At 73.6% G+C, this 25,130-nt stretch carries 26 protein-coding genes and 1 pseudogene; 17 read left to right on the top strand and 10 right to left on the bottom strand.

Translation table 11 applies throughout. The annotated features are described in order from the left end of the window. Positions 1-53: 53 nt before the first annotated feature. Positions 54-302 (bottom strand): SCO4226 family nickel-binding protein, encoded by a 249-nt coding sequence (locus tag AB0B01_RS18055; RefSeq protein ID WP_361719443.1) that lies wholly within the window; start codon positions 300-302, stop codon positions 54-56. A 318-nt stretch (positions 303-620) separates the two neighbouring features. Between AB0B01_RS18055 and AB0B01_RS18050 the strand changes: the two genes are divergently transcribed. The 4 genes from AB0B01_RS18050 (at position 621) to AB0B01_RS18035 (ending at position 3,970) form a co-directional block, all read left to right on the top strand. Further along, complete coding sequence (locus tag AB0B01_RS18050) at positions 621-2,813, top strand: molybdopterin cofactor-binding domain-containing protein (protein WP_361719440.1); 2,193 nt, start codon at positions 621-623, stop codon at positions 2,811-2,813. Between the two features lie 21 nt (positions 2,814-2,834). Beyond that, entirely contained in the window at positions 2,835-3,290 is a 456-nt protein-coding gene (locus tag AB0B01_RS18045; protein WP_361719437.1) for a (2Fe-2S)-binding protein, read from the top strand. Positions 3,291-3,360: 70 nt separating this feature from the next. Continuing rightward, positions 3,361-3,618, top strand: coding sequence for a hypothetical protein (locus tag AB0B01_RS18040; RefSeq protein ID WP_361719434.1), 258 nt, complete (start codon positions 3,361-3,363; stop codon positions 3,616-3,618). 70 nt (positions 3,619-3,688) lie between these two features. Then, positions 3,689-3,970, top strand: coding sequence for a helix-turn-helix domain-containing protein (locus tag AB0B01_RS18035; RefSeq protein WP_361719547.1), 282 nt, complete (start codon positions 3,689-3,691; stop codon positions 3,968-3,970). Between the two features lie 44 nt (positions 3,971-4,014). Here the strand turns inward: AB0B01_RS18035 and AB0B01_RS18030 are convergent, their stop codons facing one another. After that, entirely contained in the window at positions 4,015-5,256 is a 1,242-nt protein-coding gene (locus AB0B01_RS18030; RefSeq protein WP_361719431.1) for a helix-turn-helix domain-containing protein, read from the bottom strand. A gap of 152 nt (positions 5,257-5,408) precedes the next feature. On the opposite strand from AB0B01_RS18030, the gene AB0B01_RS18025 reads away from it, so the two are divergent. Both AB0B01_RS18025 and AB0B01_RS18020 read left to right on the top strand, forming a co-directional pair. Beyond that, entirely contained in the window at positions 5,409-5,972 is a 564-nt protein-coding gene (locus tag AB0B01_RS18025; protein WP_361719428.1) for a TetR family transcriptional regulator, read from the top strand. Between the two features lie 46 nt (positions 5,973-6,018). Next, on the top strand, positions 6,019-6,660 hold the full coding sequence (locus AB0B01_RS18020; RefSeq protein WP_361719425.1) for a DUF6461 domain-containing protein: 642 nt from the start codon (positions 6,019-6,021) through the stop codon (positions 6,658-6,660). Between the two features lie 325 nt (positions 6,661-6,985). Here the strand turns inward: AB0B01_RS18020 and AB0B01_RS18015 are convergent. Next, positions 6,986-7,117 (bottom strand): annotated as a pseudogene (locus tag AB0B01_RS18015) (peptidase, M48 family protein); the annotation flags it as partial. Positions 7,118-7,436: 319 nt separating this feature from the next. Between AB0B01_RS18015 and AB0B01_RS18010 the strand changes: the two are divergent. From AB0B01_RS18010 to AB0B01_RS17985, 6 genes are all read left to right on the top strand, one after another. Beyond that, positions 7,437-7,838, top strand: coding sequence for a hypothetical protein (locus AB0B01_RS18010; protein WP_361719422.1), 402 nt, complete (start codon positions 7,437-7,439; stop codon positions 7,836-7,838). Then, positions 7,835-8,629 carry a transcriptional regulator gene (locus AB0B01_RS18005; protein WP_361719419.1) on the top strand — a complete coding sequence of 265 codons (795 nt, stop codon included), beginning with the start codon at positions 7,835-7,837 and terminating at the stop codon, positions 8,627-8,629. Before AB0B01_RS18010 ends, AB0B01_RS18005 begins: the two co-directional genes overlap by 4 nt. A gap of 92 nt (positions 8,630-8,721) precedes the next feature. Beyond that, positions 8,722-9,132, top strand: coding sequence for a roadblock/LC7 domain-containing protein (locus AB0B01_RS18000; protein ID WP_361719544.1), 411 nt, complete (start codon positions 8,722-8,724; stop codon positions 9,130-9,132). Between the two features lie 70 nt (positions 9,133-9,202). After that, positions 9,203-9,574, top strand: a complete 372-nt coding sequence (locus AB0B01_RS17995) for a hypothetical protein (protein ID WP_361719416.1) — start codon at positions 9,203-9,205, stop codon at positions 9,572-9,574. A 179-nt stretch (positions 9,575-9,753) separates the two neighbouring features. Next, the gene (locus AB0B01_RS17990) at positions 9,754-13,332 is read left to right on the top strand and encodes a bifunctional glycosyltransferase family 2 protein/CDP-glycerol:glycerophosphate glycerophosphotransferase (RefSeq protein WP_361719413.1); all 3,579 of its coding nucleotides are present in this window, start codon (positions 9,754-9,756) and stop codon (positions 13,330-13,332) included. Positions 13,333-13,469: 137 nt separating this feature from the next. Continuing rightward, the gene (locus AB0B01_RS17985) at positions 13,470-13,952 is read left to right on the top strand and encodes a VOC family protein (protein WP_361719410.1); all 483 of its coding nucleotides are present in this window, start codon (positions 13,470-13,472) and stop codon (positions 13,950-13,952) included. Positions 13,953-13,991: 39 nt separating this feature from the next. Here AB0B01_RS17985 and AB0B01_RS17980 read toward each other — a convergent pair whose 3' ends face one another. Further along, positions 13,992-14,720, bottom strand: coding sequence for a Sir2 family NAD-dependent protein deacetylase (locus tag AB0B01_RS17980; RefSeq protein ID WP_361719407.1), 729 nt, complete (start codon positions 14,718-14,720; stop codon positions 13,992-13,994). A 67-nt stretch (positions 14,721-14,787) separates the two neighbouring features. Then, positions 14,788-15,885, bottom strand: a complete 1,098-nt coding sequence (locus AB0B01_RS17975; protein ID WP_361719404.1) for an alpha/beta hydrolase-fold protein — start codon at positions 15,883-15,885, stop codon at positions 14,788-14,790. Between the two features lie 207 nt (positions 15,886-16,092). Here AB0B01_RS17975 and AB0B01_RS17970 point away from each other — a divergent pair, with 207 nt between their 5' ends. Together AB0B01_RS17970 and AB0B01_RS17965 are read left to right on the top strand one after the other, a co-directional pair. After that, positions 16,093-16,530 (top strand): hypothetical protein, encoded by a 438-nt coding sequence (locus AB0B01_RS17970; protein ID WP_361719401.1) that lies wholly within the window; start codon positions 16,093-16,095, stop codon positions 16,528-16,530. A 126-nt stretch (positions 16,531-16,656) separates the two neighbouring features. After that, positions 16,657-17,523, top strand: a complete 867-nt coding sequence (locus tag AB0B01_RS17965) for a GNAT family N-acetyltransferase (protein WP_361719398.1) — start codon at positions 16,657-16,659, stop codon at positions 17,521-17,523. A gap of 138 nt (positions 17,524-17,661) precedes the next feature. Here the strand turns inward: AB0B01_RS17965 and AB0B01_RS17960 are convergent, their stop codons facing one another. From AB0B01_RS17960 to AB0B01_RS17950, 3 genes are all read right to left on the bottom strand, one after another. Next, positions 17,662-18,105: a subtilase-type protease inhibitor gene (locus AB0B01_RS17960; RefSeq protein ID WP_361719395.1), complete on the bottom strand. Its 444-nt coding sequence runs from the start codon at positions 18,103-18,105 to the stop codon at positions 17,662-17,664. A gap of 206 nt (positions 18,106-18,311) precedes the next feature. Then, positions 18,312-18,776, bottom strand: a complete 465-nt coding sequence (locus tag AB0B01_RS17955) for a cyclic nucleotide-binding domain-containing protein (protein WP_361719392.1) — start codon at positions 18,774-18,776, stop codon at positions 18,312-18,314. A gap of 160 nt (positions 18,777-18,936) precedes the next feature. After that, entirely contained in the window at positions 18,937-19,239 is a 303-nt protein-coding gene (locus AB0B01_RS17950) for a hypothetical protein (protein ID WP_361719389.1), read from the bottom strand. A 269-nt stretch (positions 19,240-19,508) separates the two neighbouring features. Between AB0B01_RS17950 and AB0B01_RS17945 the strand changes: the two genes are divergently transcribed. After that, positions 19,509-22,250 carry a DNRLRE domain-containing protein gene (locus tag AB0B01_RS17945; protein ID WP_361719386.1) on the top strand — a complete coding sequence of 914 codons (2,742 nt, stop codon included), beginning with the start codon at positions 19,509-19,511 and terminating at the stop codon, positions 22,248-22,250. A gap of 66 nt (positions 22,251-22,316) precedes the next feature. Here AB0B01_RS17945 and AB0B01_RS17940 read toward each other — a convergent pair whose 3' ends face one another. Then, positions 22,317-22,769 carry a DUF3224 domain-containing protein gene (locus AB0B01_RS17940; RefSeq protein ID WP_361719383.1) on the bottom strand — a complete coding sequence of 151 codons (453 nt, stop codon included), beginning with the start codon at positions 22,767-22,769 and terminating at the stop codon, positions 22,317-22,319. Positions 22,770-22,874: 105 nt separating this feature from the next. Here AB0B01_RS17940 and AB0B01_RS17935 point away from each other — a divergent pair, with 105 nt between their 5' ends. Both AB0B01_RS17935 and AB0B01_RS17930 read left to right on the top strand, forming a co-directional pair. Further along, the gene (locus tag AB0B01_RS17935) at positions 22,875-23,900 is read left to right on the top strand and encodes a WYL domain-containing protein (protein WP_361719380.1); all 1,026 of its coding nucleotides are present in this window, start codon (positions 22,875-22,877) and stop codon (positions 23,898-23,900) included. 31 nt (positions 23,901-23,931) lie between these two features. Beyond that, a complete protein-coding gene (locus AB0B01_RS17930) occupies positions 23,932-24,222 on the top strand; it encodes a hypothetical protein (protein ID WP_361719377.1) in 291 nt (96 codons plus the stop codon). A 92-nt stretch (positions 24,223-24,314) separates the two neighbouring features. On the opposite strand, the gene AB0B01_RS17925 is transcribed toward AB0B01_RS17930, so the two are convergent. Beyond that, positions 24,315-24,797 carry a GNAT family N-acetyltransferase gene (locus AB0B01_RS17925; RefSeq protein WP_361719541.1) on the bottom strand — a complete coding sequence of 161 codons (483 nt, stop codon included), beginning with the start codon at positions 24,795-24,797 and terminating at the stop codon, positions 24,315-24,317. Positions 24,798-25,130 lie beyond the last annotated feature (333 nt).

The raw sequence follows: 25,130 nt of genomic DNA, 5'->3' as shown, positions 1-25,130 counted from the left end.
CCTTCCGACCCTCCCTCACCTGTGCGAATGTTTCCGGTCAGCCGTCCCGGCCGCTAGACCGCGATCGGCACGGCGTGGATCTCGTTCGCAGGGTGCCCCGTGCGCTCGTGGATCCTCATCACCGCGTCGGCCGAGGGCGCCTCGGACAGGCAGTAGACCGTTCCCGACTCCGGGTCGGCCCAGGCCCGCTCGAAGTGCACCTTCTCCTCGCCCTCTATGGCCAGGTCCGCGTTGTGGGCGGCCAACAGCTGGGCCTCGGTAATGCCCTTCATGCCGTGGTGGACATCCATGTACTTCGTCACCGCCGCACACCTCCTCTTTCACGGTCTTCGCGCGGACGGGTGTCCCTTCCATCGTCCGCCCGCGGCCGGAAATGCGCTGCCCCACAGGAGGATCATCGAGCGTACGGCCGAGATACGTGCCTCAGCCGGGAGCCGGGGCCCGAACATCCCCTCCGCCGGAGTACCCCCCGAACGGAGGACCCGGTGACGGCGCGGCTGACGCCGCAGACGGGGGCCGGCGTCCGAGCGCTTCCCCCCACCCGTGCCGGTCGCTACGCTACGTGCCGGTAACGAGCCGGAGCCTGCCGTGCGGGCGCACGCGGGGTGGGGACACGAGACATGACCGGGCCGAGCCGCCGCACCTTCCTCACCCACCTCGTCGCCGCGCCCACGCTCGCCCTGCTCACCCGGGCCGGGGCCGACCTGCTCGCCCCGCAGAGCGCCCAGGCCGTCGTCCCGAGCCTGCCCGCACCGGCCGATCTGGTCGATCTGGGCGACCTGTTCATCCTGGCCGGCGCCCCCACCTCCGCCCTGCTCGCGCTCGCCGTGGAGGCGGACGGCACCATCCGCTTCCGGCTGCCGCGCGAGGAGGTCGGCCAGGGCCTCACCACCGCCGTCGCCATGCTCGTCGCGGAGGAGCTCGACGCACCGCTGGCCGCCGTCCGCGTGGAACTCGACGACGCCCGGCCCGAGCTGCTGTTCAACCAGCTCACCGGCAGCTCCAACTCCATCCGCTCGCTCTACCGGCCCGTCCACCAGACCGCCGCCACCGCCCGGGCCCGCCTCGTCGCCGCCGCAGCCCGCCGCTGGAACCTGCCCGCCTCCTCCCTCACCACCGCGAACGGCGCCGTACGGGCCCCCGACGGACGCACCGCCGGCTACGGCAGCCTCTCCGCCGCCGCGGCCGACCCCGCCGTCGTCGTGGCGGGCGCGGTGCCCAAGAAGGCGGGGCAGCACACGCTCGTCGGCAGGCCCACCGGCCGGATCGACGCCCGCGCCATGGTCACCGGGGCCCAGCAGTACACCCTCGACCTCGACGTGCCCGGCGCGAAGCCCTGTGTGGTGCGCCGCCCGCCCTCCTTCGGCGCCGCCGTCCAGGGCGTGTCCAACCTCGCCGCCGTCCGGGCCATGCCCGGAGTGCTGCACGTCGTCACCATCCCCACCGGCGTCGCCGTCGTCGCCGAGACCTTCGGCCAGGCCCTCGAAGCCAAGGACGCGCTCCAGGTCAGCTGGGGCCCCGGCCCCGCCGACCAGCTCTCGGACTCCCAGATCCGCACGAAGCTGCGCGCCGCCACCCCGCCGCTGCTGGTGCCGCCGCTGCTCACCCCGTACGTGGACGCCGAATTCGACTTCGCCTTCGTCAGCCACGCACCGATGGAGACCAACTCCGCCGTGGCCGACGTACGGGAGGACCGCGCCGAGATCTGGTCCGGGCTCAAGTCCCCGATCCTGGCCCGCGAGACCATAGCCGCCGACCTCGGCCTGCCGCTCGACAAGGTCACCGTCCACGTGGTCCAGGCCGGCGGCTCCTTCGGCCGCCGGCTCTTCTTCGACGCGGCCCTGGAGGCGGCGCGCGTCTCCCGGGCCTGCCGCCGCCCCGTCCGGCTGATGTGGACCCGCGTCGACGACACCCGGCACGGCCGGATGCGCCCCGCCACCCACCACAAGATCCGCGCCACCTACGCCCGCGGCGAGGTACTGACCTTCGAGCACCGGGTGGCCGCGGCCGAGACCGACTTCCGGCACGGGCTCGGCGAGATCATCACCGCCACCGCCGCGAGCCTGCCGCTCGGCATCGGCAACGCGACGCTCGCCCAGACCCTCTTCCTCACCACCGTCAAGTCCCCGTACCACTTCGGGCTGACCACCCAGGCACTCACCGAGGTGCCCACCGGCATCCCGACCGGTTCCTGGCGTTCGGTGTACTCCGCCAACACCCGGGGCGCCGAGGAGATCGTCGTCGACGAACTCGCGGCCCGGACCGGCGAGGACCCGTACCGCTTCCGGCGCACCTTCCTGAAGACGGACGCCCAGCGCGCCGTGCTCGACAAGGCGGCGACGGAGGGGGAGTGGGGGCGGCCCATGCCCCCGGGCTGCGCCCAGGGCATCGCCTTCCACGAGGAGTACAAGTCCCGTACCGCCTGCCTCGTCGAGATCGACACCCGGGACCCGGACCACGTGCGGGTCACCAAGGCGGTCATCGCCGTCGACGTCGGCGGACTGGAGGCCCAGATGATCGGCGGCCTCACCGACGCGATCTCCACCACCCTGAAGGCGGGACTGCACCTGGACAAGGGGCTGCCCGTGGAAGGCAGTTACAGCCAGTTCCACTGGGCCCGGCAGCGCGACACCCCGCGCGACCTACGCGTCTTCGTGCTGCCCGCCACCGGCGAGGAACCGGGGGGCGCCGGAGAGCTCGGCGTACCGGCCGCGGTCGGTGCGATCGCCAACGCCTGGGCCCGGGCCACCGGGAACAAGCCGCGCAGCTTCCCGCTCGACTTCGACGTCGACTTCACCCCCTACCCGCGATAGCCCCGGATCCAGGAGTACGCCGTGCCCTCGCACACCTTCACCGTCAACGGGCAGAGCGTCACCGTGGACGCCCCCGACGACCTGCCCCTGCTGTGGGTGCTCCGCGACATACTCGGGATCCGCGGCCCCAAGTACGGCTGCGGTGTCGACGTGTGCAAGGCCTGCACCAGCCATCTCGACGGTGCGGACGTCCGCCCGTGCGTGGTGCCCGTCTCGGCCTGCGCCGGCCGGAGTGTCACCACGATCGAGGGGCTGGCCGACGGTGACGACCTGCACCCCGTGCAGGAGGCCTGGCTCGAACAGGATGTCTCCCAGTGCGGCTTCTGCCAGCCGGGCCAGATCATGGCGGCCGTCGCCCTGCTCCGGCGGACCCGTACGCCCACGGACGCGGACATCGACGCCATCGCCAACATCTGCCGCTGCGGCACCTACTTCCGCATCCGGGAGGCCATCCGCAGCGCGGCAGCCCGGATGTGACCAGCCCGGCGGGACACGAGCGAGGAGGGGCCGCGGCGACTCCCCCGTCGGTCCCGGGGCCCGACCGCTCATGGCCGAACCCTATGCGCCCGACGCCGGTTCGCACCTGCTGATGAACGGCCGGCTCTCCACCGCGCGGCAGATCGCCGAGGTGCTGTCCCCCTCGCTGCCCGAGCCGATGCGGATGTACGTCGTCGAGTGCCGGCCGGGGGAGCGGGCCGCGGTGACCCGGCTCTGCGAGGAGCTGACGGGCGGCCGGAGGCCGTGCTCGGCCTCGACCGCGCGCGGCTCGGCGACCGGGCGGCGCTGTCCCTCGCGGTGCGGCTGACCCCGGCGGTGCGGGCGCGGGCGGTGCCGGCCGCAGCGGTGGCGGACCGGATGCTGCGGGACGGGAGGGCCTGGACACGGTCCTGCGCCACCCCCATCTGACCGCCTGGGCGCGGGCCCACCTGGCGCCGCTCGCCGGGGCCGGTGCGCCGCCGGGTGCGCGGGAGACCGTACGGGTGTGGCTGCGGCACGACGCCCAGTTGGCCCCGACCACCGCCGCCCTCGGCATCTCGGTGCCCGGTGCGCGCAAGCGGCTGACCCGCGTGGAGGCGCTGCTGGAGCGGTCGCTGCTCCGGTCGCCCAGCGCGCGCCACGACCTGTGGCCGGCCCAGCGGGCCGAGGAGCTGGCATGACGGCGCCCTGACGACACGGCGCCGGCAGCCCGGCGCGGCGCCGTTCACGCCGGGCGTCGTGGTGACCGGCGTCCCGTACCCGCCGCGATCGCCGCGGCCGAGCCCGCCGGGGGCCGGTCCGCGGCCCGCTGGACCACCGCCGCGTGCGCCAGCGCCAGCTCCACCACCTGCGAGGGATCGGACAGCGAGCGGCCGGTGAGCTGCTCCAGGCGGCGCAGCCGGTTGGAGACGGTGTTGCGGTGGCAGTACAGCCGCTGCGCGGCCTGCGTCGTCGAGCCCCCGCAGCCCAGCCAGGTGCCCAGGGTGTCCAGCAGCACCCGGCCGTCCGCCGCGGGCAGCGCCAGCACCGGTCCCAGCACCACCGTCCGCAGCCGGTCCGCCAGTTCGGCCTGGGAGGCGACCAGCGCCGCGGGCAGCCCTTCGTCCAGCAGGGCCGTGCGCGGACCGCCGGAGACGGGGGCCGTGCGCAGCGCCAGTGCGGCCAGCCAGCGCGCCCGGGCCAGCTCGCCGGGGGACTCGACCACCGGGCTCACCCCGGCCCGGGACCCGAGCGGGGCGAGCACGTCCCGTACGGAGTCCAGCGGATGGTGGCCGAGTTCCACCAGGCCCGTCTCCCCGTCGGCCCGGATCCGCCACAGCACCCGCGGGCCGGGCGCGGCCGGGTCGTGCCCCGTACGGCCACCGGTGCCGCCGCCGGCGCCCAGGACGACCACCGCGTACCGGCCGCGTTCCGCCAACCCCAGCTGGGCCGCGGCCTCCGAGGCCGCGGGGCCGCCCGCCGCGGCGGCGCCGTCCAGCAGGACGTCCAGGAGGGCGGCGCGTCGCTCCCGGTCACGCTCGCAGCGCGCGGCCTCCGTACGGCGGTAGGCCTCGGCCACCGCGTCCGTCATCTGGTCCATTACGTCCCACAGCGCGGCCGCGGCGGGCAGCAGCCGGGGCAGCGCCGCCGGGTCGTGCACCGTGACGGCCTCGGTCAGGGTCTGCCACAGCAGCTGCCCGCCGCGCCGGTAGGTGCGGAGCAAGGAGTCCAGCGGCAGGCCCTGTTCGGCGCGCAGCGTCCCGGTGGCCCGGGCGTCGGCGAGCTCCACCGGCAGACCCCGGTAGCTGCGCAGCAGGCCGTCGACGGACTGCCGCAGGTTGTGGTGGATCCGCTCGCGCAGCTCGGCCCGGCCGAGCAGGGCGGCGTACGCGGGGTCCTCGGCCAGCGTCCGGTCGGCCAGCCGGTCCGCCGTGACGGCGATCCGGCGGGACAGGTCCTCGCCCAGCTCCTCGATGATCCGCTCCATGACGGGCAGGGTGGCACGACTGAGGGGGCGGTGGGGAGGGCCGGGACGGAGCGGGACCCGCCGGTTCGGCTAGCGTGGGGCCGGAGCACTGCACCTGCAGTGCTCCCGCAGGACGAAGAAGAACGACCGCCCCGCCCACCCCAGGGAACCGCATGCGCCAGAACCCGCAGCGCCGCGCCGCACTGCTCGACGCCGCCATCGAAGTGCTGGCCCGCGAGGGCTCGCGGGGTCTGACCCTGCGGGCGGTGGACGCCGAGGCGGGCGTACCGACGGGGACCGCGTCGAACTACTTCGCCAACCGGGCCCAGCTGCTGGTGCAGATCCTGCACCGCACCCGGGAGCGGCTGACTCCCGACCCGGCCGACCTGGCAGGGCCGCTGGACACCAAGGTGCTGCTGGGACAGCTGGTGGCACGGATGCGCCGCGAGCGCAGCGTGCACATCGCGATGCTGGAACTGCGGCTGGAGGCCACCCGCCGCCCCGACCTCCAGGCCGAGCTCGCCGGATTCCAGGCAGAGGAGCTGCAGGCGAACGTCTCCTGGCACCTGGAGGCGGGACTGCCCGGCGACCGGCAGGGCGTGGTGCTGCTGTACCTCGCGATGCTGGGCCTGATCGTGGACGATCTGACCGCGCCGGCGCTGCTGGAGCCGTACCCCGTGGAGGGGCTCATCGAGACGATGGTCGAGCGCCTCCTCCCGGAGCGCCCCACCCCATGACTATCGTTCCGGTGGCACAGGACCGGCACGATACGCGGGAGGGGCCGTGGAGCACGCGGAGACCGGGAGCGGGACGAGGACCGGGGGCGGCGACGGCGGTATCCGGTGGCTGGCGGACTGGGACGGCTGGTACGTCGGCCTGACCTTCGCCCGCGGCATCGGCCCCGAGGAACTCGCCGTGCGGCTCGGGGCTGTCCCGGGCGTCCGTCCGGGCCCGCTCGCCGCGGGCGACGCCTGGACCATGGTCACCGAGACGACGGACGGGGACGGCGTGGCCCGGGTCGGCAGCTGGGGCGGCTGGTCCTTCGCGGTCGAACACGGCGTGCCGGCCGGCGCGGAACGCCTCACGGAGGTGTCCCGCTCCGGCGCCGAGGCCGTCCACCTCGACCCGCAGCCCGACCGTCCGCCCAAGCAGTTCGCGTACGCCCGCGACGGCGAGCTGGTGTGCTGCTTCGGCCTCGGCGAGGAGGGCTGGCGCGGCGGCCACCGGCCCGACTTCCTGCTCCCGGAGCTGGTCGCCGCCGGGATCCTCGCCCCGGACGGCAGCTACGCGGAGCCGGAGTCGGAGGAGGACGACGCCGCCCGCGACCGCCGAACCCTCGCCGTCCTGGAACGCCGCTTCGGCCTGTCCCTGCCCCGCCACCTGATCGAGGACACCCCCCTCCCGGCGTTCGTGACCTGCACCTGAGGGGGAGGCGGAGCCGGCGCAGGGGAGTCAGCCGGCGAAGTCCCGGACGACCCGGCGGGCCAGGGCGGCGCGCGCGGGCCGGTTCGGCCGCCACCCCCGCCGCACGTGCATCGTCGTACACGACCTGCGCCGGGTGCGGTTCCGCCCGGGGCCGCGCAGCGGCGGTGCAGACGGGTCGGCGGGTGCGTGGTGTCCACGCTGTGCCCGCGCCGCGCCGCCACCCGGCGTTCACGAAGTGGTCCAGCAGGCGGTACGGCCGGACCGGCGCGAGCGCGTAGAACCAGGTGTGCAGCGCCTGCAGCGCTCCGGCCGTCACGAACCCGCGCCGGACGTCCCCGTGGGCGAAGTGCCCCGGCTCATGACCCGGCAGGGCGACCCGCTCCTGCGGCGAGAGGATCTCCCACAGGCCCAGCCCCGGGTACATCACCCGCCGCTGCCGCAGGCCGTACGTGGTCACGGCCGCGTTGGCCACCGGCTCCACCACCACGGCCTCCACCCCGGCCGTGCCGACGACGCCCGCCACCTCGTCGATCAGGGCGCGCCGGTGCTGCACCGGGCCGACGCGGGGGATAGAGGGCGGCGGCCGCAGGCCGGGACTCCGTGATCACCATTCGTGATCAAAAGGCGAAGGGTTCCGGCCAAGGTGTCGCGTGGTTCCGTGCATGTTCCCGCGGAAAATGCCAGAAGGCCCTTCCGTAGTGTGGAAGTTGAGTAAGTTCCTCCTGTCGCGCCGAACGACCGTGCACCTCGCACGTCTGACCGGGAGGGGAGCCCGCGTGCCCGGGATCGACGAATGTCTGCTCGAAGCCATGGCCCTGCCCGGGGCGCGGGGGGCCGCGCTGGTCGACTGGAGCAGCGGGCTGGCTCTCGGTACCGCCGGGGACTCGCCCGTCGGGGACCACGAGACGACCGCCGCCGAAACCGCGGAGCTGGCCCGGGCCGCCGCCGAATACGAGTCCTTCGCCCCGCAGGCCGCCGATACCGCGGGCGAGCCCCCCGGACAGCCGGTCGAGGACCTCATCCTCACCACCCGCAGCGGCTATCACGTGCTGCGCTTCGTCGAGACGAGCTTCGACAGCAGCGTCTTCCTCCACCTGTGGCTCGACCGCACCGACGGCAACCTCGCCCTCGCCCGGCACAGACTCCGCGTCCTGGCCGAGGGGCTGGTGCTCAGATGACCACGGCCCACCCGGGCGGGCCGGCCTCTGCTGCCGTCTCCCCGCTGCTCACCCGGCTCGCCGCCGAGCGGGCCACCGGCGCCCTGCTCCGTGACCGCGGCACCCTCTTCCTGGAGGACGGGCGCATCGTGCACGCGGAGAGCCCCGCCACACCCGGTCTCGACGTCCTGCTCACCGCGGGCGGCGGCCTGGCCCCCGAGCGGTGGCGCGAGGCGGTCGACCGGGCCGGTGCCCGGCGCCAGGTCGCCCGCTTCCTCGTGGACAGCGGCGGCCTCGCCGGAGGGGAGCTGGAGATCTGCCACCTCGCCGCCATCTTCGACGCCGCCTTCTTCGCGCTGTCCCCGGGCAGCGGCCCCTCGCGCTTCCGCCGCGGCGCCACCCACTGGATCGGCTCGGTCCGCTCCGTCCCGGCCGCCGCCGTCGAACGCGAGACCCGGCGCCGCCGGGAGCTCCTCGACGCCGTCTGGCCCTACCCGCTGCTGGACACCGCCCCCGTGGTGCCCCGGGCCGCAGCCCCGGGCCAGACCGCCACCGCCCGCCAGCGGCTCCTGCTGGCCCGGGCCGACGGCGTACGCACCCCCGCGGACCTCGCGTGGGTGCTGGGCCGGCCGGCGTTCCACACCCTGCTCGACGTACGGCGCCTCGCGGCGGCCGGACTGGTCGAGACCCCGCACGCGCCGGCTCCGACGCCGGCTCCCGCACCACCCCTGCCCGACTGGATGACCCAGACCCAATCCCCGGACGTGGCGCTGCTCCGCCGGTTACGTGACGCACTGGAGGCAAGCCTGTGAGGCTCCCGCTGCGACCGGCTCTGCGCTCCGAGCGCGCCGACCGCTCCGAGCGGAGGCAGCCCGAAAGGAGAAAGGCCGACATGAGCACGGCGATGGTGCCCGAGGCCGAAGCCGAGATACTGGCCGAGCTCCGCAGGCTGCGGGCCCGGGTTCCCCAGCTCACCGGCGCCCTCGCCGGAAGCGCCGACGGGCTGGTGCTCGCCCAGGACAGCGCGGCCACCGAAGCCGAGGCCGTCGCCGCCCTCACCGCGGCCGCCCTCGGAGTGGCCCAGCGGCTCAGCGACAGCACCGGCCAGGGCGGGTTCCGCGAGCTGCTGGTCCGCGGCGAACACGGGTACGTCGCCACGTACGCCGCCGGGGACGCGGCCGTCCTCACGCTCATAGCGGAGCCACGCGTCAACGTCGGCCGCCTCCACCTGGAAGCCCGCCGCTCCAGCCTGCGCATAGCCGAACTCATCGACCACACCCTCGGGCGCCGGGGCCCCACCGCTCCGACGGCCTGAGGCCCTGCCCCGTACCCCGGCGCGGATCCGCACCGGGACTCCCACAAGAGCACAAGAGAGAGGAACCCTCATGGACAACGTGGAGCTCGCGCTCAAGGAAGCCACCACGATCGACGGCGCGATCGGCGCCGCCCTGGTGGACTACGGAAGCGGAATGGCCCTTGGCACCGTCGGCGGTGGCAAGGACCTCGATCTCGCGGTGGCGGCCGCGGGCAACACCGATGTGGTGCGCGCCAAGGTCCGCACGATGGAGATGCTGGGCCTGAAGGACGACATCGAGGACATCCTGATCACCCTCGGCGGCCAGTACCACCTGATCCGGCTGCTGAAGGGACGCGAGAGCAAGGGCTTCTTCCTCTACCTCGCGCTCGACCGCAGCCGGGCCAACCTGGCGATGGCCCGGCACCAGCTCAAGAAGATCGAAGCCGCGCTCGAAGTCTGAGCCCGCATTCGAGCGGTTCCCGGCGCCGAGGTGGCGGGCGGCTGAATTCTTTGCCGTCCGCCCCGGTCCGGCAGGGTCATATGTCCAGGATGGGGCGACTTTATCGGCCCGTTACCGAGTAGGATGCTGTCATCAACTGATCATCGAAAAAGCTTAAAACGCTGGAGAACCCGCCACCCATGCCCCCGCGCCTGAGCATCGTCGTCCCCGTCTACAACGTCGAGCTCTATCTCGACGAGTGCCTGGAGTCCATAGCCGCCCAGACGTTCGCCGACTTCGAGTGCATCCTCGTCGACGACGGCTCCACGGACACCAGCGCCGTCATCGCCAAAGCCTTCGCGGCGCGGGACAAGCGCTTCCGGGTCGTCATGCAGGAGAACGCCGGTCTCGGCGCCGCCCGCAACGTCGGCGCCCGCCACGCCTCCAAGGACAGCGAGTACCTGGCGTTCGTCGACAGTGACGACACCATGCCGCCCTACGCCTACGAGCGTCTGATCGCCGCCCTCGACGAGACCGGCTCGGACTTCGCCGGCGGCAACGTGAAGCGCTTCCGCTCCGTCGGCATGCAGCAGTCCTGGGGCCACCGGGCCGCCTTCGCCCGGACCCAGCTGAAGACCCACATCTCCAAGTTCCCGGCGCTGGTCACCGACCGCACCGCGTGGAACAAGGTCTACCGGCGCAGCTTCTGGGACGAGCACGGCTTCCAGTACCCGGAGGGCATCCTCTACGAGGACGCCCCCGTCAGCATCCCCGCGCACTACTTCGCCTCCAGCGTCGACATCCTCAGCGACTGCGTCTACCACTGGCGCGTCCGCGAGACCGGTGAGCGCTCCATCACGCAGCGCTCCACCGACCCGGTCTCCCTCATCGACCGCGTGACCTCCGTCCGGCTGGTCCGCGAGGCCCTCAAGGCCAAGCAGGGCGCCAAGTATGTCCGGTACCTGCGCGACTACGACTACAACGTACTGAGCGAGGAGCTCCCGCTCATATACAAGTACGTCGGAGAGGGCGGCGCCGACTTCCGCGCCGCGTTCGTCAAGGAGGTCGGCGGGCTCATCCGGGAGATCGGCACCGGGCCCTGGAACGACCTGACCGTCGCCGACCGCCTCAAGGCCTTCCTGGCCCGCGAAGGCCGCGTCGAGGACTTCATCGCCCTCCAGCACCACCAGCGCGACTACGCCTACAGCGTGCCCGTCAAGGGACTGGCCCGCCCGCAGGCCGACTACCCCTTCCTGCACGGCCGTCCGCCGGTTCCCGCCAAGATCCTCACCCTCGGCCCGCGCGAGCGCCGCGTCGTCAGCCGCCTGGAGCAGGCCGTCTGGAGCGACGGCAAGCTGCTGCTGCGCGGCTACGCCCTGCCCGGTCACCTCGGCGCAGAGAGCCGCCTGGGCTCGCGCAAGATGCTCGTCTTCCGCGAGGGCGGCAAGCGCCGCCGCACCGTCGTGAGCACCCGTACGGTCGCCTCCCCGATGGCCACCGTGGACTCCCCGCACCTGGCCGTGCGCCACGCCGACTGGGCCGGCTTCACCGCCGTCGTCGACCCCGCCGTCTTCCAGTCGGGCGGCAAGTGGAACGACGGCACGTGGACCACCTCCGTCGCCGTCACCGGTGCGGGCGGCCTGCACCGCGCCCGCCTCAAGGGCGGCGAGTCCGACACCGGTCAGAACCCGCCCGCCCACTGGGTCGCCCCCGACGTCCGCATCATCCCGAACGCCAGCGGCGCCCTGACCATCCAGGTCGAGGTCGTCCGCGCCCGCGCCCTGGACGTCCGCCCGGCCGGGGACGACGCCGTCGAGCTGGTCGGCGAGCTCGCCGCCGGGATCGCCGCCGGCGCGAGCCTGCGCGCGGAGCACGTCTCCACCGGCACCGTCCTGACCTTCCCGCTGGAAACCGGCGCGCCCGTCGCCGGCCGGACCCCCTTCACCGCGCGGGTCCCGCTGGCCGACCTGGCCGCCGTACCGGACGCCGAGTGCGAGCCCGGCGGATGGGCGCCCGAGCCGTGGAGCCTGTCCGTCACCGCAGCCGACGGCACCGACCACCGGCTGGCGCACGACGAGCGCGGCGGCTTCGCCGGCCTGGTCGTGCCGCTGCCCGGCGGGACCGCCGGCCGCGCCCTGTTCGCCAAGCGCGGCAACACCGGACACCTGACGCTCTCGGTGCAGCCGTCGCCGCCGCTGATCGACACCGTCGCCACCCAGGACGGCCGGGTCACCCTGACCGGCCGGTTCGTCGCCCCCACCGACGAGCCGTACGAGCTGGTCCTGCACGACGCCCACGGCACCGAGTTCAGCTACCCCGTCACCCGCGACGGCGACCGCTTCGAGGCCTCCTTCGAGCCCGTGCTCCCCGAGGCGTACGCCGGCCGCACCACGCTGCCCAAGGGCCGCTGGTGGCCCACCCTGCGGCCGGTCGCCCAGGGCGGCACCACCGCAGGCCTGCTCGGGGTCGACCGCGGCGCCCCCGTCCAGTTCGCGCCCACCGCACTGCACGCGGGGCCGCACGCCTTCACCACGGAGGGCCGCCGGATGCGCGTCGAGGCGCGCTTCTACGACCGGATGGTGCTGGTGGCCGACCCGCTGCTCAGCCCGCACGACCGCTCCCGCTACACCCAGCGCCGCACCCGCTTCGAGACCTACCCGAAGCAGCGCACCCTGCCGGTCAAGGACATGGTCGTCTACGACACCTTCCAGGGGAACGGCGCCGGCGACTCGCCCCGGGCCATCCACGAGGAGCTGGTGCGCCGCGGCGAGAAGCTGGACCACGTCTGGCTGGTGCGCGACGGCCGCGCCGAGGTGCCCCCGACCGCCCGCGCCGTGCAGCACGACAGCGTGGAGGCCTGGGACGCCCTCGCCCGCGCCCGCTACTACGTCGTAAACGACAGCGTGCCGCTGCGCTTCCAGCGCCGCGCCGGCCAGGTCGTCGTACAGACCTGGCACGGCACGCCGATCAAGGAGATCGGCCACGACTTCATCCACGACTACTACACGAGCCCCGAGGTCCTGGAGGCGCTGGAGCACGACAGCGCCCAGTGGTCGCTGCTCGCCTCCCCGAGCTCGTACGCCACCCCCCTCCTCAAGCGCGCCCTCGGCTACCAGGGCGAGGTCATCGAGGCCGGCAGTCCGCGGGCGGACGCGCTCGTACGGCCCGACGCCGAGCGGATCGCGGAGGTCAGGCGGCGGCTCGGCCTGCCCGAGGGCAAGAAGGTCGTCCTCTACATGCCGACCTGGCGGGAGAACCGCGAGTCCTGGACGGGCGGCTACAAGCTCGACCTCCAGATCGACCTCGACGCCGCTCGGCGCGAGCTCGGCGAGGACCACGTCCTGCTCGTCCGCGGCCACCACCACGTGACCGAGCAGGTCCGCGACTCCGTCCGCGACGGATTCGTGGTCGACGTCTCGCGCTGGCCCGACGCCGCGGACCTGCTGCTCGTCGCCGACGTCCTGATCTCGGACTACTCGTCCGCGATCTTCGACTTCGCCCTCACCGACCGGCCGATCCTGCTCTTCACCTACGACCTGGAGCACTACCGGACCACGCTGCGCGGCTTCAACTTCGACCTGGAGGAGAAGGCCCCCGGCCCGCTGCTGGCGGACTCGGCGAGCCTGATCGAGGCCGTCCGCAACGCGGATGCCGTCGGGGCGGAGTACAAGGAGGCCCGGGCCGCCTTCCGCGCCGAGTTCTGCGACCTCGACGACGGCCGCGCCAGCGAGCGGGTCGTCGACCGGATGCTGGAGCTGGGTGCCGGGCCCGCGGTGTAGGCCGTAGGAGTGCATTCAGGCGGACATGCGGACCGGCCCCGGGCCCACCGATGAATTTCGGGCCCGGGGCCGGTCTGTATGGGTGCGAGAACGGTGCCCCACCTTCCCGCCCGCCCAGCACACGCCCGGAGGCAGTCATGACCAGCAACGGTTTCACCACGTGCCTGTGGTTCGACGGCAACGCGGAAGCCGCCGCCGACTACTATCTGTCGGTGTTCAAGGACGGCAAGCCCGGCCGGACCGCCCGCTACCCCGAGAACGGCCCGGGCCAGGCCGGTTCGGTGATGGTCGTCGAGTTCGAGATCAACGGCCAGAAGTTCGTCGGCCTCAACGGCGGCCCCCAGTTCACCTTCAGCGAGGCGATCTCCTTCCAGATCCACTGCGAGGACGAGGCCGAGGCCGACTACTACTACGACGCACTGACCCGGGACGGCGGCGAGGAGTCCGCCTGCGGCTGGGTCAAGGACAAGTTCGGGCTGAGCTGGCAGGTCATCCCGCCGGGAGCCATCGAGCTGATCAGCGACCCCGACCCCGAGCGCGCGGCCCGGGCCTTCCGGGCCATGATGCAGATGAAGAAGCTGGACGTCGCGGAGCTCCGCCGCGCGGCGGACGCCGCCTGACGCCAGGCCCGTTCGGCCCCGCGGCTCCAGCTTTCCGGCCTACTGGCCGGCGATCCGGGCCAGGAGGGCCGGGAGGGCGGTGCCGATGGGCTCGCGGATCAGCTCGTCGGCCAGCGGGTCGTACGGCGTCTCCTCCGCGTTCACGATGATCAGCCGGGCCCCGGCCTCGGCGGCCATCCCGGCCAGCGAGGCCGCCGGCTGCACCTGCAGGGTCGTCCCGACGGCGATGAAGACGTGCGCGTTCTTGGCCACCGCCACGGCCTGGGCCAGCACCTCCGGGTCGAGCCGCTCACCGAACATCACCGTCGCCGACTTGAGGATCCCGCCGCAGGCCAGACAGGCGGGGTCCGGCTCCCCGGCGGCGACCCGGGCCAGCGCCTCGTCCATCCCCGACCGGGCGTGACAGGCCGTGCAGACCACCGAACGGGCGGATCCGTGCAGCTCGAACACCTTGCGGGCGGGCATCCCGGCGAGCTGGTGCAGCCCGTCCACGTTCTGTGTGATCACCCGCACGGGCGTGCCCCCGCGCTCCAGCTCGGCCACGGCCAGATGCGCCGCATTCGGCCGCGCCGCAAGGGCTCCGACCTCGATGCGCATCTGCCAGGACCGGCGCCGGATCTCCGGATCGGCCATGTAGTACGCGTACGTCACGAGCTTCTCGGCATCCGGGGCGCGCCGCCACAGCCCCTGCGGCCCCCGGTAATCCGGAATCCCGGAATCGGTGGACATCCCGGCCCCACTGAACACGGCGACAAGCGGCTTCCCCATGGAGCGACCCTACGTACGACCGTTCCCCGCGCGCGAGGGCATTATCGCGGCCGCACCGTGTCACGCCCTATTCGGCGCCGAGGCGTCCGCTGAGCCACTCCAGCGCCGGGGGGATCTCCCTGTTCCAGGTGTTGAAGCTGTGGCCGCCGTGGTCGAGCGTGATCGAGGAGACGCGGGCGGGGTCCTTGACCTTTTTGATGAACTGCTGGGTCGCCTTGTAGTTCGGCTCGCCCTGGAGCGAGCTCGTGACCAGGAACGAGGTCGGGCCCTGCGGCCGGTTGTCCAGGTGCCACAGCAGGTCGGACCGCTTCTCCTCCTCCTTGTTCCCCTGGAAGAGGTCGCCGGACTGCCCGTCGATCTCCGGCTTGTAGTCCGCCGACAGGCCCACGCCGGCCGCGTACGTCTCCGGATGCTGGAGCGCCATCTTCAAGGCGCAGTAGCCGCCGGTCGAATCGCCGATGATCCCCCAGCCGCGGGGCGAGCCGCCGACGCGGTAGGTGCCGGCCATCGCCTTCGTGACGTCCGCCCCGAAGAAGGCCTCGCTCTGCGGGCCCCCGGGCACGTCGATGCACTGCGTGTTGGCCCCCGAGATGGCGGGCCGCATCATCACGAGGATCATCGGCTGCATCTTCTTCTCCCGGGCGAGGGTCCACGCCGACCTCGGGTACCGCAGCTTCTTCAACAGGTTCTCGGCCATGCCGGGGTACCCCGTCAGGACGACGGCTGCGGGGAACCTGCGCTGCTCGTTGCCCTTGTGGAAGTACTCCGGCGGCAGGTAGACGTACGCGTCGGCCGCGGCCCGGGAGCGCTCGCCGTGCAGGGTGATCTTCTCGACGACCCCGGCGGTGCGCGGACTGCCGCCACCGGGCACGTCGGGGGTCTGCCGTCCGAGGACCCGCACGGCCGCCCCGCCCGGCGCCGCCACCTCCTGGCGCTTCGTACCGGCCAGGTCTGCCCAGGAGTCGTAGAGGAGGAAGCTGCGATTGGCCGTGAGCGCCACCGACGAGAAGAACAGGACCTGGACGAGGGCGAGCAGTCCGACCCGCCCCAGCACCGCCCCCCAGCCGCGCCGCGCCAGCCGCGGCCACAGCCATACCGTGGAGGCGAACGCCAGCGCCGTGCAGAGCACGACGCACGCCAGGAACAGTCCACTCGTCAAACCCATGGCCGGGTGATTCCCCCTGCAGTCTCGGCTGGACGCACGGTCCAGAGCGCCGCCGGTCGGTGCGCACCAGGCTAGAGAGCCACACGGGTAAATCCGTTCCACCGATCACGTCGAAGGGTCGTTTCTGCGGTGAATCCCGCCCTCCACCGGAGTGAGATACGCCCTCCACCCCTGCCCGTCCCCGGCCCCGGTGGTTACACATCCCGCATGAAAATCACCCCGTACAGCCTGGGGGCCCTGCTGCTGGCCCCCCTGGCGCTGCTGGCCCCCTCATCGGCCGCCGCCCACGCCGACCCCGCCCCGGCCGCCGCCCACCACCGGCACCGCCACGGCGCGGCCGAGATCAGTACCTTCCTCACCGCTTTCTACGGGGCGCACGGACCCTCTCCGCGCGACCGCGAGCAGCGGGTCTCGCAGCAGCTCAAGGAGAAGCAGGCGCACATCCCGTACGTCGACGTCCTGCTGTGCGCCCAGAACGAGCCGCAGCACATCGCGATCGGACCGGTCACCGTCGCCCAGACGGCCGGCGTCGGCTGGGCCACCGTCACCACCCTCTGGGACGAGGGCATCACGGACACGTTCACCGCGTACGTACGCCTGGACTCCCACCCGATCGTGCTGGACGACGTGATCTGCGCGGGCTGACCTCCCGGAACGGGAACCCCGGGGAACGAGCGCCGGGTCGACGCCCGCACGCGGCGGAGGCCCGGCAACTGCGCTCTTCGGCAGCACCCGGTACGCCCCCGGGCCCCCTCTGGTACAACACGGGACATGACGGGATTCGAGATCACCGGCGCGAGCGCCGCCGACATGGAACTGTTCCGCGTCTGGGCCGAGGAGGAGGGGTGGAACCCTGGGGAGTCCGACCGGTTCGCCTTCGCGGTGGCCGATCCGGCGGGCTTCCTCGTCGGCCGGATCGACGGGGAACCGGTGGCCTCCCTCTCGGCCGTGCGCTACGGGGCCGGCTTCGGGTTCATCGGCTTCTACATCGTCCGGCCCGCCCTGCGCGGCCAGGGCTACGGGATGCGGCTGTGGCACGCCGGGATGAACCGGCTGGAGGACCGGCTGGTCGGCCTGGACGGGGTCGTCGACCAGCAGGCCAACTACCGCGCGTCCGGCTTCCGCCGGGCCTGGAACAACGTCCGCCACGAGGGCGTGCCGGGGGCGGCTGCCGCGGGCACCGAGGAGGCGGCGCTCCTGGGCGGGGCCGAGCTGGTGGACGCGGCCCGGCTGCCCTTCGAACTGCTCGCCGCCTACGACCGCCGGTTCTTCCCGGAGGCCCGGGACGCCTTCCTGTCCGCCTGGACCGGTCTGCCCGGCCGGACCGCCGTCGCCGCCGTCCGCGACGGCCGGATCGAGGGCTTCGGGGTGATCCGCCCGTGCAGCGGTGCCGCCAGGATCGGACCGCTGTACGCGGCGACGCCGGGCATTGCCGCCGCCCTGCTGCACCGCCTCGCGCGGCACGCGCCCGACGGGGTGGTCGCGGTGGACGTGCCCGATGCCAATCCGGCGGCCACGGCCCTGATGGCCGGACTGGGGTTGGTCCCCGTCTTCGAGGCCGCCCGCATGTACACGGGCCCCGCCCCGGACCTCGACCTGGCCGGGCTGTACGGGGTGACCAGCCTGGAGCTGGGCTGAGGGGGCCGGTGGCCGGACGGCGGTCGCACGGCGCCGCCCGGCCGGTGGTGCCCTCGTGGCCCGCCTGCCGCTGCCGCTGCCGCTGCCGCTGCCCTGTTGCCGGGCCGCCGGGCCGCCGGGCCGTCAGGTGGCAGCCCGTCAGAACCTGAACAGCGCGCTGTCGGCGTGCCGCATGCCGCACGGGTTGCCGTAGGTGTACGCGTAGTTGATCCGGTGACCCTGCCAGACGCCGTCGGCCGTCACCGTCATCGGGTTCCACTCCTTCGTACAGTCCACGTTCCCCTGCGGAGCCGCGAGCGCGTCCAGTTCGGAGGCGTTCGCCCGCAGTTCGGCGCACGCGGCCTTCGGCGACGGGTGGGTTCCGCCCGGCTTCGGCGCGCACACCAGCGTCACCGCGCGCAGTACGGTGCCGGTCGAGGCGTCCTCCCCGTTGGCGACGCCGAGGACGAGGGCGGACGGCGCGTACAGGCTCTCCGTACCGGACGGCGCGGCGTCGGCAGCTCCGGGCCAGGCCAGTGCCGTGAGCGCGGTGAGCGCCATGGCGGCGGAACCGAGGCCGAGACCCTTTGCGATGGACCGCATTTCGAACTCCTTGGTTGGGTTGTTTCGGATAGCGGACAGGAGTCTTGCCCACCCCGGCCGCGAACGCCCGTTCGCACCCCTATTTCTCGTCACCGATCGTAAGCGCATGAGTGCAGACCGCAGCGGTGCCAGGCCGCTGACCAGTGGCGCAGCGCCCCGCCGAAACGGCCGAACACACGCGCTGAAACCTTTACGGAACCCCGTTTTTACAGGGCCGATGCGGCGCGCGGGAGGTAGAGGTCGAGCAGCCGCGTGCGAGTTTGCTGGAGCCGCAGGGCGAGCACCCGCCCGACCCAGTGCCCGATGGCCGAGCCGAAGGCGGGGTCGGCGTCCATGAGCATCCGCACGCTGCCCGCGTCGAACGCGTAGGCGCGCACCGGGGTCATCGCCTCGGCGCTCAGCTGCCACACGTACGGCGGGAACAGCCACGACCAGCCCACCAGCTCACCCGGGCCGAGGTTCTCGACGGGGGCGGGCCGGCGGGCGCCCGGCACGGGGACCTGGAGGGTCACCGTGCCGGAGCGCACGATCCAGAAGGACTCCGCCGGGCCGCCCTCCTCGAAGATCCGCGCGTTCTCGGCGAAGTTGACCTCGCGGGCCTGGGACATGAGCCGTCCGCGGTGCTCGGCGGAGAGGACGGCGGCGATGCGGATGGGGGAAGGTGTGCTCACGACGGCCTCCGATCAGGGCCCCCCGCTACCCCCAGTGTCGCCGAAGCCCGCGTGATCGCAGCTGTGCTCCGGTGGACCGCCGATACGGTGGCCCGCACGCGCCGACCGGTCCGCAGGGATCCCCGGCGGAGCACGGCGGGCCTCGGCCGGCCGGGCGCCCCTACTCCTCGGCATTGGCCTCCAGGCAGGCCAGCTCCATGGCGTCGAGCACCGCCTCGTGGCTGCGCCGGCTGAGCTCGGCGACGTTCTCGATCTGCGCCGTCGCCCAGGCGGCCAGGGTCATGACCAGCACCCGCAGCCCGTCGGTGCCGTGCTCGGCCAGGATCTCGTCCGCGACGACCATCGCGTTCTCGGGCACCTGCTCCGGGGGCTCCAGCCCGGCGAGCCCGCGCAGCATGGTGAGGGTGCGGCGGGAGATCTCCGGGGTCATCCCCGCCAGCCGCATGTCCTCTTCTTCGTCCATTGCCCCACCCTCCGAGTGCCGTCCCCCTCAGGGCACGGTAGAGCGGCCGCGCCCCCCGCGCGGGCGCTTTCGCCAGGATCCTCCGGGCGGGGGCGGCCCGAGCCCGGCCGGGCCGCCCCGCGGGCGCCGGGGGCAATCGTGCATCCGATGTGCCAAGTGCGGTGAACGGGGCGGTGATTCGTCCTAGGGTGCGGCCGTACGCACGGTCGGGGACGGCGGTACGCCCGTTGTCGGCCCTCACCGCACAGTGACACCGAACTGGGGGGTTCATGCGCAGAACCAGCAGGACCAGAGGCCTGGCCGCCGCCCTCACCCTGTCCCTGGCCGCAACCGGCGCGGGCCTCGGCCTCGGCCTGGCCCCGCAGGCGGCGGCCGTCACCCCGCCCGTGGCCTTCACCGCGGATCCGCTGCCCACCTGGCAGCCGAACGGCGTCGTCTGGGCCCTCGCCGAGGCGGACGGGACCGTCTTCGCCGGGGGTACCTTCTCCGCCGTACGTCCCCCCGAGGGGGCCGGCGGCGCCGAGCGGCCGGCGGTGAACTTCGCCGCCTTCGATTCCGCGACCGGCGCCCCGACCTCCTGCACGCTGTCCTTCACCGTCGGCTCGGGAACCGCCACCGTCCGCGCCCTGGCCCTGTCGCCGGACAAGAAGACCCTCTACGCGGGCGGCTACTTCGGCGCCGTCAACGGCACCCCCGTCTCCAGCCTCGCCGCCGTCGACATCGCGACCTGCACCGTGAAGCCCTCGTTCCGCCCGGCCTTCCCGGCCACCGTCCGCGCCCTCGCCGTCACCGGCGACACCGTCTACGCGGGCGGCGACTTCCTGACGGTGGCCGGCCAACAGCGCGAGCGCTTCGCCGCCGTGGACGCGGGCGACGGCGCCCTGCGGCCCTTCAGGGCCGACGCGGACGAGCCGGGCCGTGCCGTCGAGGTCACCCCGGACGGCAGCCGGGTCGTCCTCGGCGGCGACTTCTTCACCGTCAACGGGACGAACACGCACGCGCTGGCGGTCGTCGACGCCACCAGCGGCGCACTCGCCAAGGCCTATCCCGGCTTCATCGAGACCAACTCCGTCGTCAAGGACATCGCGACCGACGCGACCGGTTTCTACACCGCCAACGAGGGCACGGGCGGCGGCGTCTTCGACGGCCGGATCGCGCTCGACCTCGCAGGCTTCAACCAGCGCTGGCGCGACACCTGCCTCGGCGCCACCCAGGCCGTCCTCCCGTACCGGAACGTCCTCTACAGCGCCTCGCACGCGCACGACTGCTCCAGCGTCGGAGAGTTCCCCGACGGACAGCGCCACCACCTGCTCGCCCAGCCGACCGGCGGCCCCGGCAAGCTGGGCTGGGCTCCCGACACCAACGACGGCATCGGCGAGGGCATCGGCCCGCGGGTGATGACGGTGGGGTCCCGAGGTGGGGTCCCGTACCTCTGGGTCGGCGGCGAGTTCACCACCGTCAACGGCGCGGCGCAGCAGAGCCTGACCCGGTTCTCCTCCACCGGCGACACGGGCGCGCCCACCGTCCCGGTGGCGAGCGCCGTCAGCTTCAAGCCCGGCGAGGTGCAGGTGCGCTGGCGTACCAGCCTCGACCTCGACGACAGCGCGCTGACCTACCGCATCTACCGGGGCGGCGCGGCCACCCCGATCGCCACCGTGACGGCGGACTCGCTGTTCTTCCGGCGCCCGCAGGGCTCCTGGACCGACACCACCGTCACGGCGGGCCAGACCTACACCTACCGGGTGACGGCGAGCGACGCGGCCGGGAACACCAGCGCCCTGTCGGGGACCGCGAGCGTGACGGTGCCGGCCTCGGTCGACGCCTACCCGAACCAGGTGCGCACCGACGGCGCGCAGCTGTTCTGGCGCTACGACGAGTCGGCGCTGCCCTTCGCCGCCGACTCGTCGGACGGTGGCAACCAGAGCGGCGTGCACCTGAACGCACCGGACCTGCGCCAGAGCCCCGGCGCGGTCTCCGGAGCGAGCACGGCGATCGGCTTCAACGGCAGCGACACGCAGGTCTACGGGGACAGGCGCCAGACGGTGGGCAGCAGCTACAGCCTGGAGACCTGGTTCAGGACGAACACCACCCGCGGCGGCAAGCTCTTCGGCTTCGGCAACAACCAGATCCGCGGCAGCAATCAGTACGACAAGCACATCTACATGACGAATGACGGGCGTCTCGTCTACGGGGTCTACACCGGCGCCACCCGCACGATCACCACCAGCGCCGGCTACAACGACGACAAGTGGCACCACGTCGTCGCCACCCAGGGACCCGGCGGCATGGTCCTCTACGTGGACGGCGCCCAGAAGGGCACCCTGGGCGTCACCACGCACGAGAACTTCTCCGGGTACTGGCACGCCGGCGGCGACAGCCTCGGCGGCTGGCCCGACCGCCCGACCAGCGACTACTGGGCGGGCCGGCTGGACGAGACCGCCGTCTACCCGAGCATCCTGAGCGCGGCGCAGGTGCAGAACCACTACACCCTGGCGTCCGCCCCGGCCGACTCCGTCGTCCGGGTGACGGCGGCCGAGGACACCTACGCCAACGCGGGCGCCCCGGACGCCACCTACGGCACGTCGAGCTCGCTCGCCGTCGGCGGCAGCTCCTTCTACGCCTCCTACCTGCGCTTCGACCTGCCCGCCGCACCCGCGGGCACAGTGCTCAAGTCGGCCGTGCTCAGCGTGAAGACCAGCACCATGAGCGGAGCCGGTACGGCCGACACCGTCTCCGTGGTCCCGGTCACCGGCACCTGGTCCGAGGCAGGGACGAACTACACCAACCGCCCGGCGCTGGGCGCTCCCGCGCTCGGCAGCTTCCCGGGGGTTCCCGACGGCTCGGCGGTGCACGCCGCCGCGCTGAGCACGGGCAGCGTCGCGGGCGCCCTCGGCACCGCCTACGGCCTGGCGCTGACCAGCACCGGTACGGACGCCCTGTGGCTGTGGTCCTCCGAGGCCCAGGCGAACGAGGGGACGCCGCAGCTGACCCTGACCTTCGGCGCCCCGTGACGGCGCGCCGACCACCGGGGAGGGGGTGCGGACCGGCCGGTCCGCGCCCCTCTTCACGTACGCGGGTCAGCGGACTGCGGCACCGTCCAGGGCGTAGGTGAAGGTGTACGCGACCGAGGCCTCCCCGTGCCGGGACGTGAAGGAGCCGGAGCCGGACAGTCCGGCCAGCTCACCCGTCGCGGAGCCGGGCACCACCTCGAACGTGCACTGCGTACCGGTGGCGTCGAAGGTGCCGCGCTGCTCCAGTACGAATGCCCCCTCGATGCCGTCGACCGTGCCCGACAGCAGCTCCAGACCCGTGAAGACGCCGACGCTCTCCCCGGTGTACGTGAACGTGTAGCTGCAGGTGGTCGCCTCGGCCTCGATCCCGCCGGCGAAGGCGTTGGTGACCGTGGAGCGGGCCAGCCGCGGGGTGGAGTCGGCCGGGCCGACCGGCTGCTCCTCCCAGTCGGCGAAGGTGAAACGGCCGGTGGTCGTGGTGCCGGCGGCGCGCGGGGAGTCGGCGGTGCTCGTGGGCATGGGGGTTCTCCTGGTTCCGGGCCGGGCGGCTGAGGTGCCCGGCGCGATGACCAGCCTGTCCGGGATACCTGACATCCTCTGTCAGGTATCCCGGACAATGGCTGCATGCGCGCCGACCGGCTCCTCTCCCTGCTCCTGCTGCTGCAGAACCGCGGCCGGCTGACCGCGTCCGAACTCGCCGCCGAACTGGAGGTGTCGGTCCGCACCGTCCACCGGGACATCGAGGCGCTCGGCGCTGCCGGCATTCCCGTCCAGGCCGACCGAGGACGCGCCGGCGGCTACCGCCTGATGGACGGCTACCGCACCCGGCTCACCGGCCTCACCGACGCCCAGGCCGGCTCGCTCTTCCTCGCGGGGGCGCCCGGCCCGGCACGGGAGCTCGGGCTCGGCGCCGATCTGGCCGCCGCGCAGCTCAAGCTCCAGGCCGCACTGCCCGCCGAACTCGCCGCCCGGGGGCGCCGGCTCCAGGAACGCTTCCACCTGGACGCCCCGGCCTGGTTCCGCGACGCCGACCCCGTACCGCACCTCGCGCAGATCGCCCAGGCGGTCTGGGACCAGCGCGTCCTGCACGCCACTTACCGGCGCTGGAGCGGTGAAGAGCGCCCGCGCCGCGCGCTGTACCCGCTCGGCCTCGTCCTCAAGGGCGGCATCTGGTACCTCGTCGCCCGGGCGTCCGACGAGCGGGTGCGCAGCTACCGCGTGGCCCGCTTCCTCGCGGTGGACACCGGGTCGGAGGGCTTCGAACGCCCCGCCGGTTTCGACCTCGCCGCGTACTGGCAGGAGTCCACCCGGCGCCTGGAGGACGCCTTCCACCAGGAGACGGCCCGGCTGCTGCTGTCCCCGCGCGGCCGGCGGCTCCTGCCGATGCAGTTCGGCGCGGCGGGCGTACGCGCCCTGGCCGACGCGGAGCCTGCCGACCCCGCCGACCCGGACGGATGGGTCCTGGTCCACCTCCCGGTGGAATCCCGGTCCGTCGCCGTCGGCGACCTGCTCCGCCTGGGCACCGAAGCCGAGGTGCTCGGCCCTCCCGAGCTCCGCCGGGCCCTCGCCGACACCGTCGCCGCACTGGCCGAGCGCTACGCGGAATCCGGTTGTGCCGGGGACGGCCGCCGGGCCACGATCACCGCATGACGATGCGAAAGGGCGTACTGCGCCCGGGGCTGTGAGCCCCCGACAGCGGGTCCGCGGACCGGCCGACCGTGTGGACACCTGGATCGACGAAGCGCGCTTGGACCAGGGCGGAGCAGCCTGCCAGGCGGCCCGCAGCGCGATCTTCACGGCCGTACGCGCGGACCGCGCCGGCCCGGCGGCGCAGCAGCTGCTCGCCCGCACCGCCGACGCGCGGGCCGGCGTACGGCTCCTCGTGCTGCGGCTGCTGTTCCAGCCGATCGGCGAGAACCCCCCGGACCGCCCCGCCTGCCCCGAGGCGGCGAGCGCGGCCGCCGCCTGCTGACCCGCCCCGGAGAGGGACCGGACCCGGTGGCCCGCCTTGCCCTGGCCGAGGCCCTGCTCCTGAGACCCACCGCCGAAGAGCGGCAGACACTCCTAGGCCGCGCGCTGCCAGCGGATCTCCCCGTTCTCGCGCTCCGGGGTCGGAACGAAGCCGCAGGCAGCGGCGACCGCCGCCGAGGCGTGGTGCTCCGGGTGGATGTGCGCGATCAGCCGGCCGACCGGAAGGCCGGAGAGCCAGCCGGTGAGCGCCCGGGCCGCCTCGACGGCCAGGCCCCGGCCCTGCCAGGGCGTACCGACCACCCAGGCCACCTCGGCGGTGTCCCGGGCAGGTGTGACCGTGGCCTGGACGGTGCCCACGAGACGGCCGTCCTCGCGCAGCCGCAGCACCCAGTTGCCCCACACGACCGACGGGTCGGGCGAGCCGGCCGCCAGCCGGGCGCAGCGGGCCCGGAGGACCTCGGGCGGCAGCGGGGCACCGCCGGTGAAGGCGTGCAGCGCCGGGTCGGCCAGGGCGACGGCCAGCTCGTCGGCGTGGTCGGTCCGCAGCGGAAGCAGGTCGAGGCGGGCGGTGGCCAGCGGTACGGGACGGACCGCCGGCGGGCGGCTGCGGCGGACCTTCGCGGCAGCGCCCGGGCGGGGTACGTCCGCCACGGCCAGGCAGATGCCGAACACCCGATCGTGGCCGGTCCAGCCGTTGACACGACCCCGGTTGTTGCTGATCTGCACCCGGCGGCGCGGCCCGTCCACCGCCGATACCAGGTGCAGGTACACGGTGCCCGCGACGCGGGCCAGGACGATGTCACCGGCCTCGACCAGCGCCGGGTCGGCCGGCGCGATGCCGACGCGGTCCGCCAGTACGTCGAGCATGCTCATCGGGCGAGTGTGCCGGGTGGTCGAACCCCCGCGGTA

Source organism: Streptomyces sp. NPDC044571, assembly GCF_040647115.1.
Taxonomy (GTDB): Bacteria; Actinomycetota; Actinomycetes; order Streptomycetales; family Streptomycetaceae; genus Streptomyces.
Note: the sequence above shows the minus strand (reverse complement) of the source record. Positions and strands in the feature narration are given on the sequence as shown.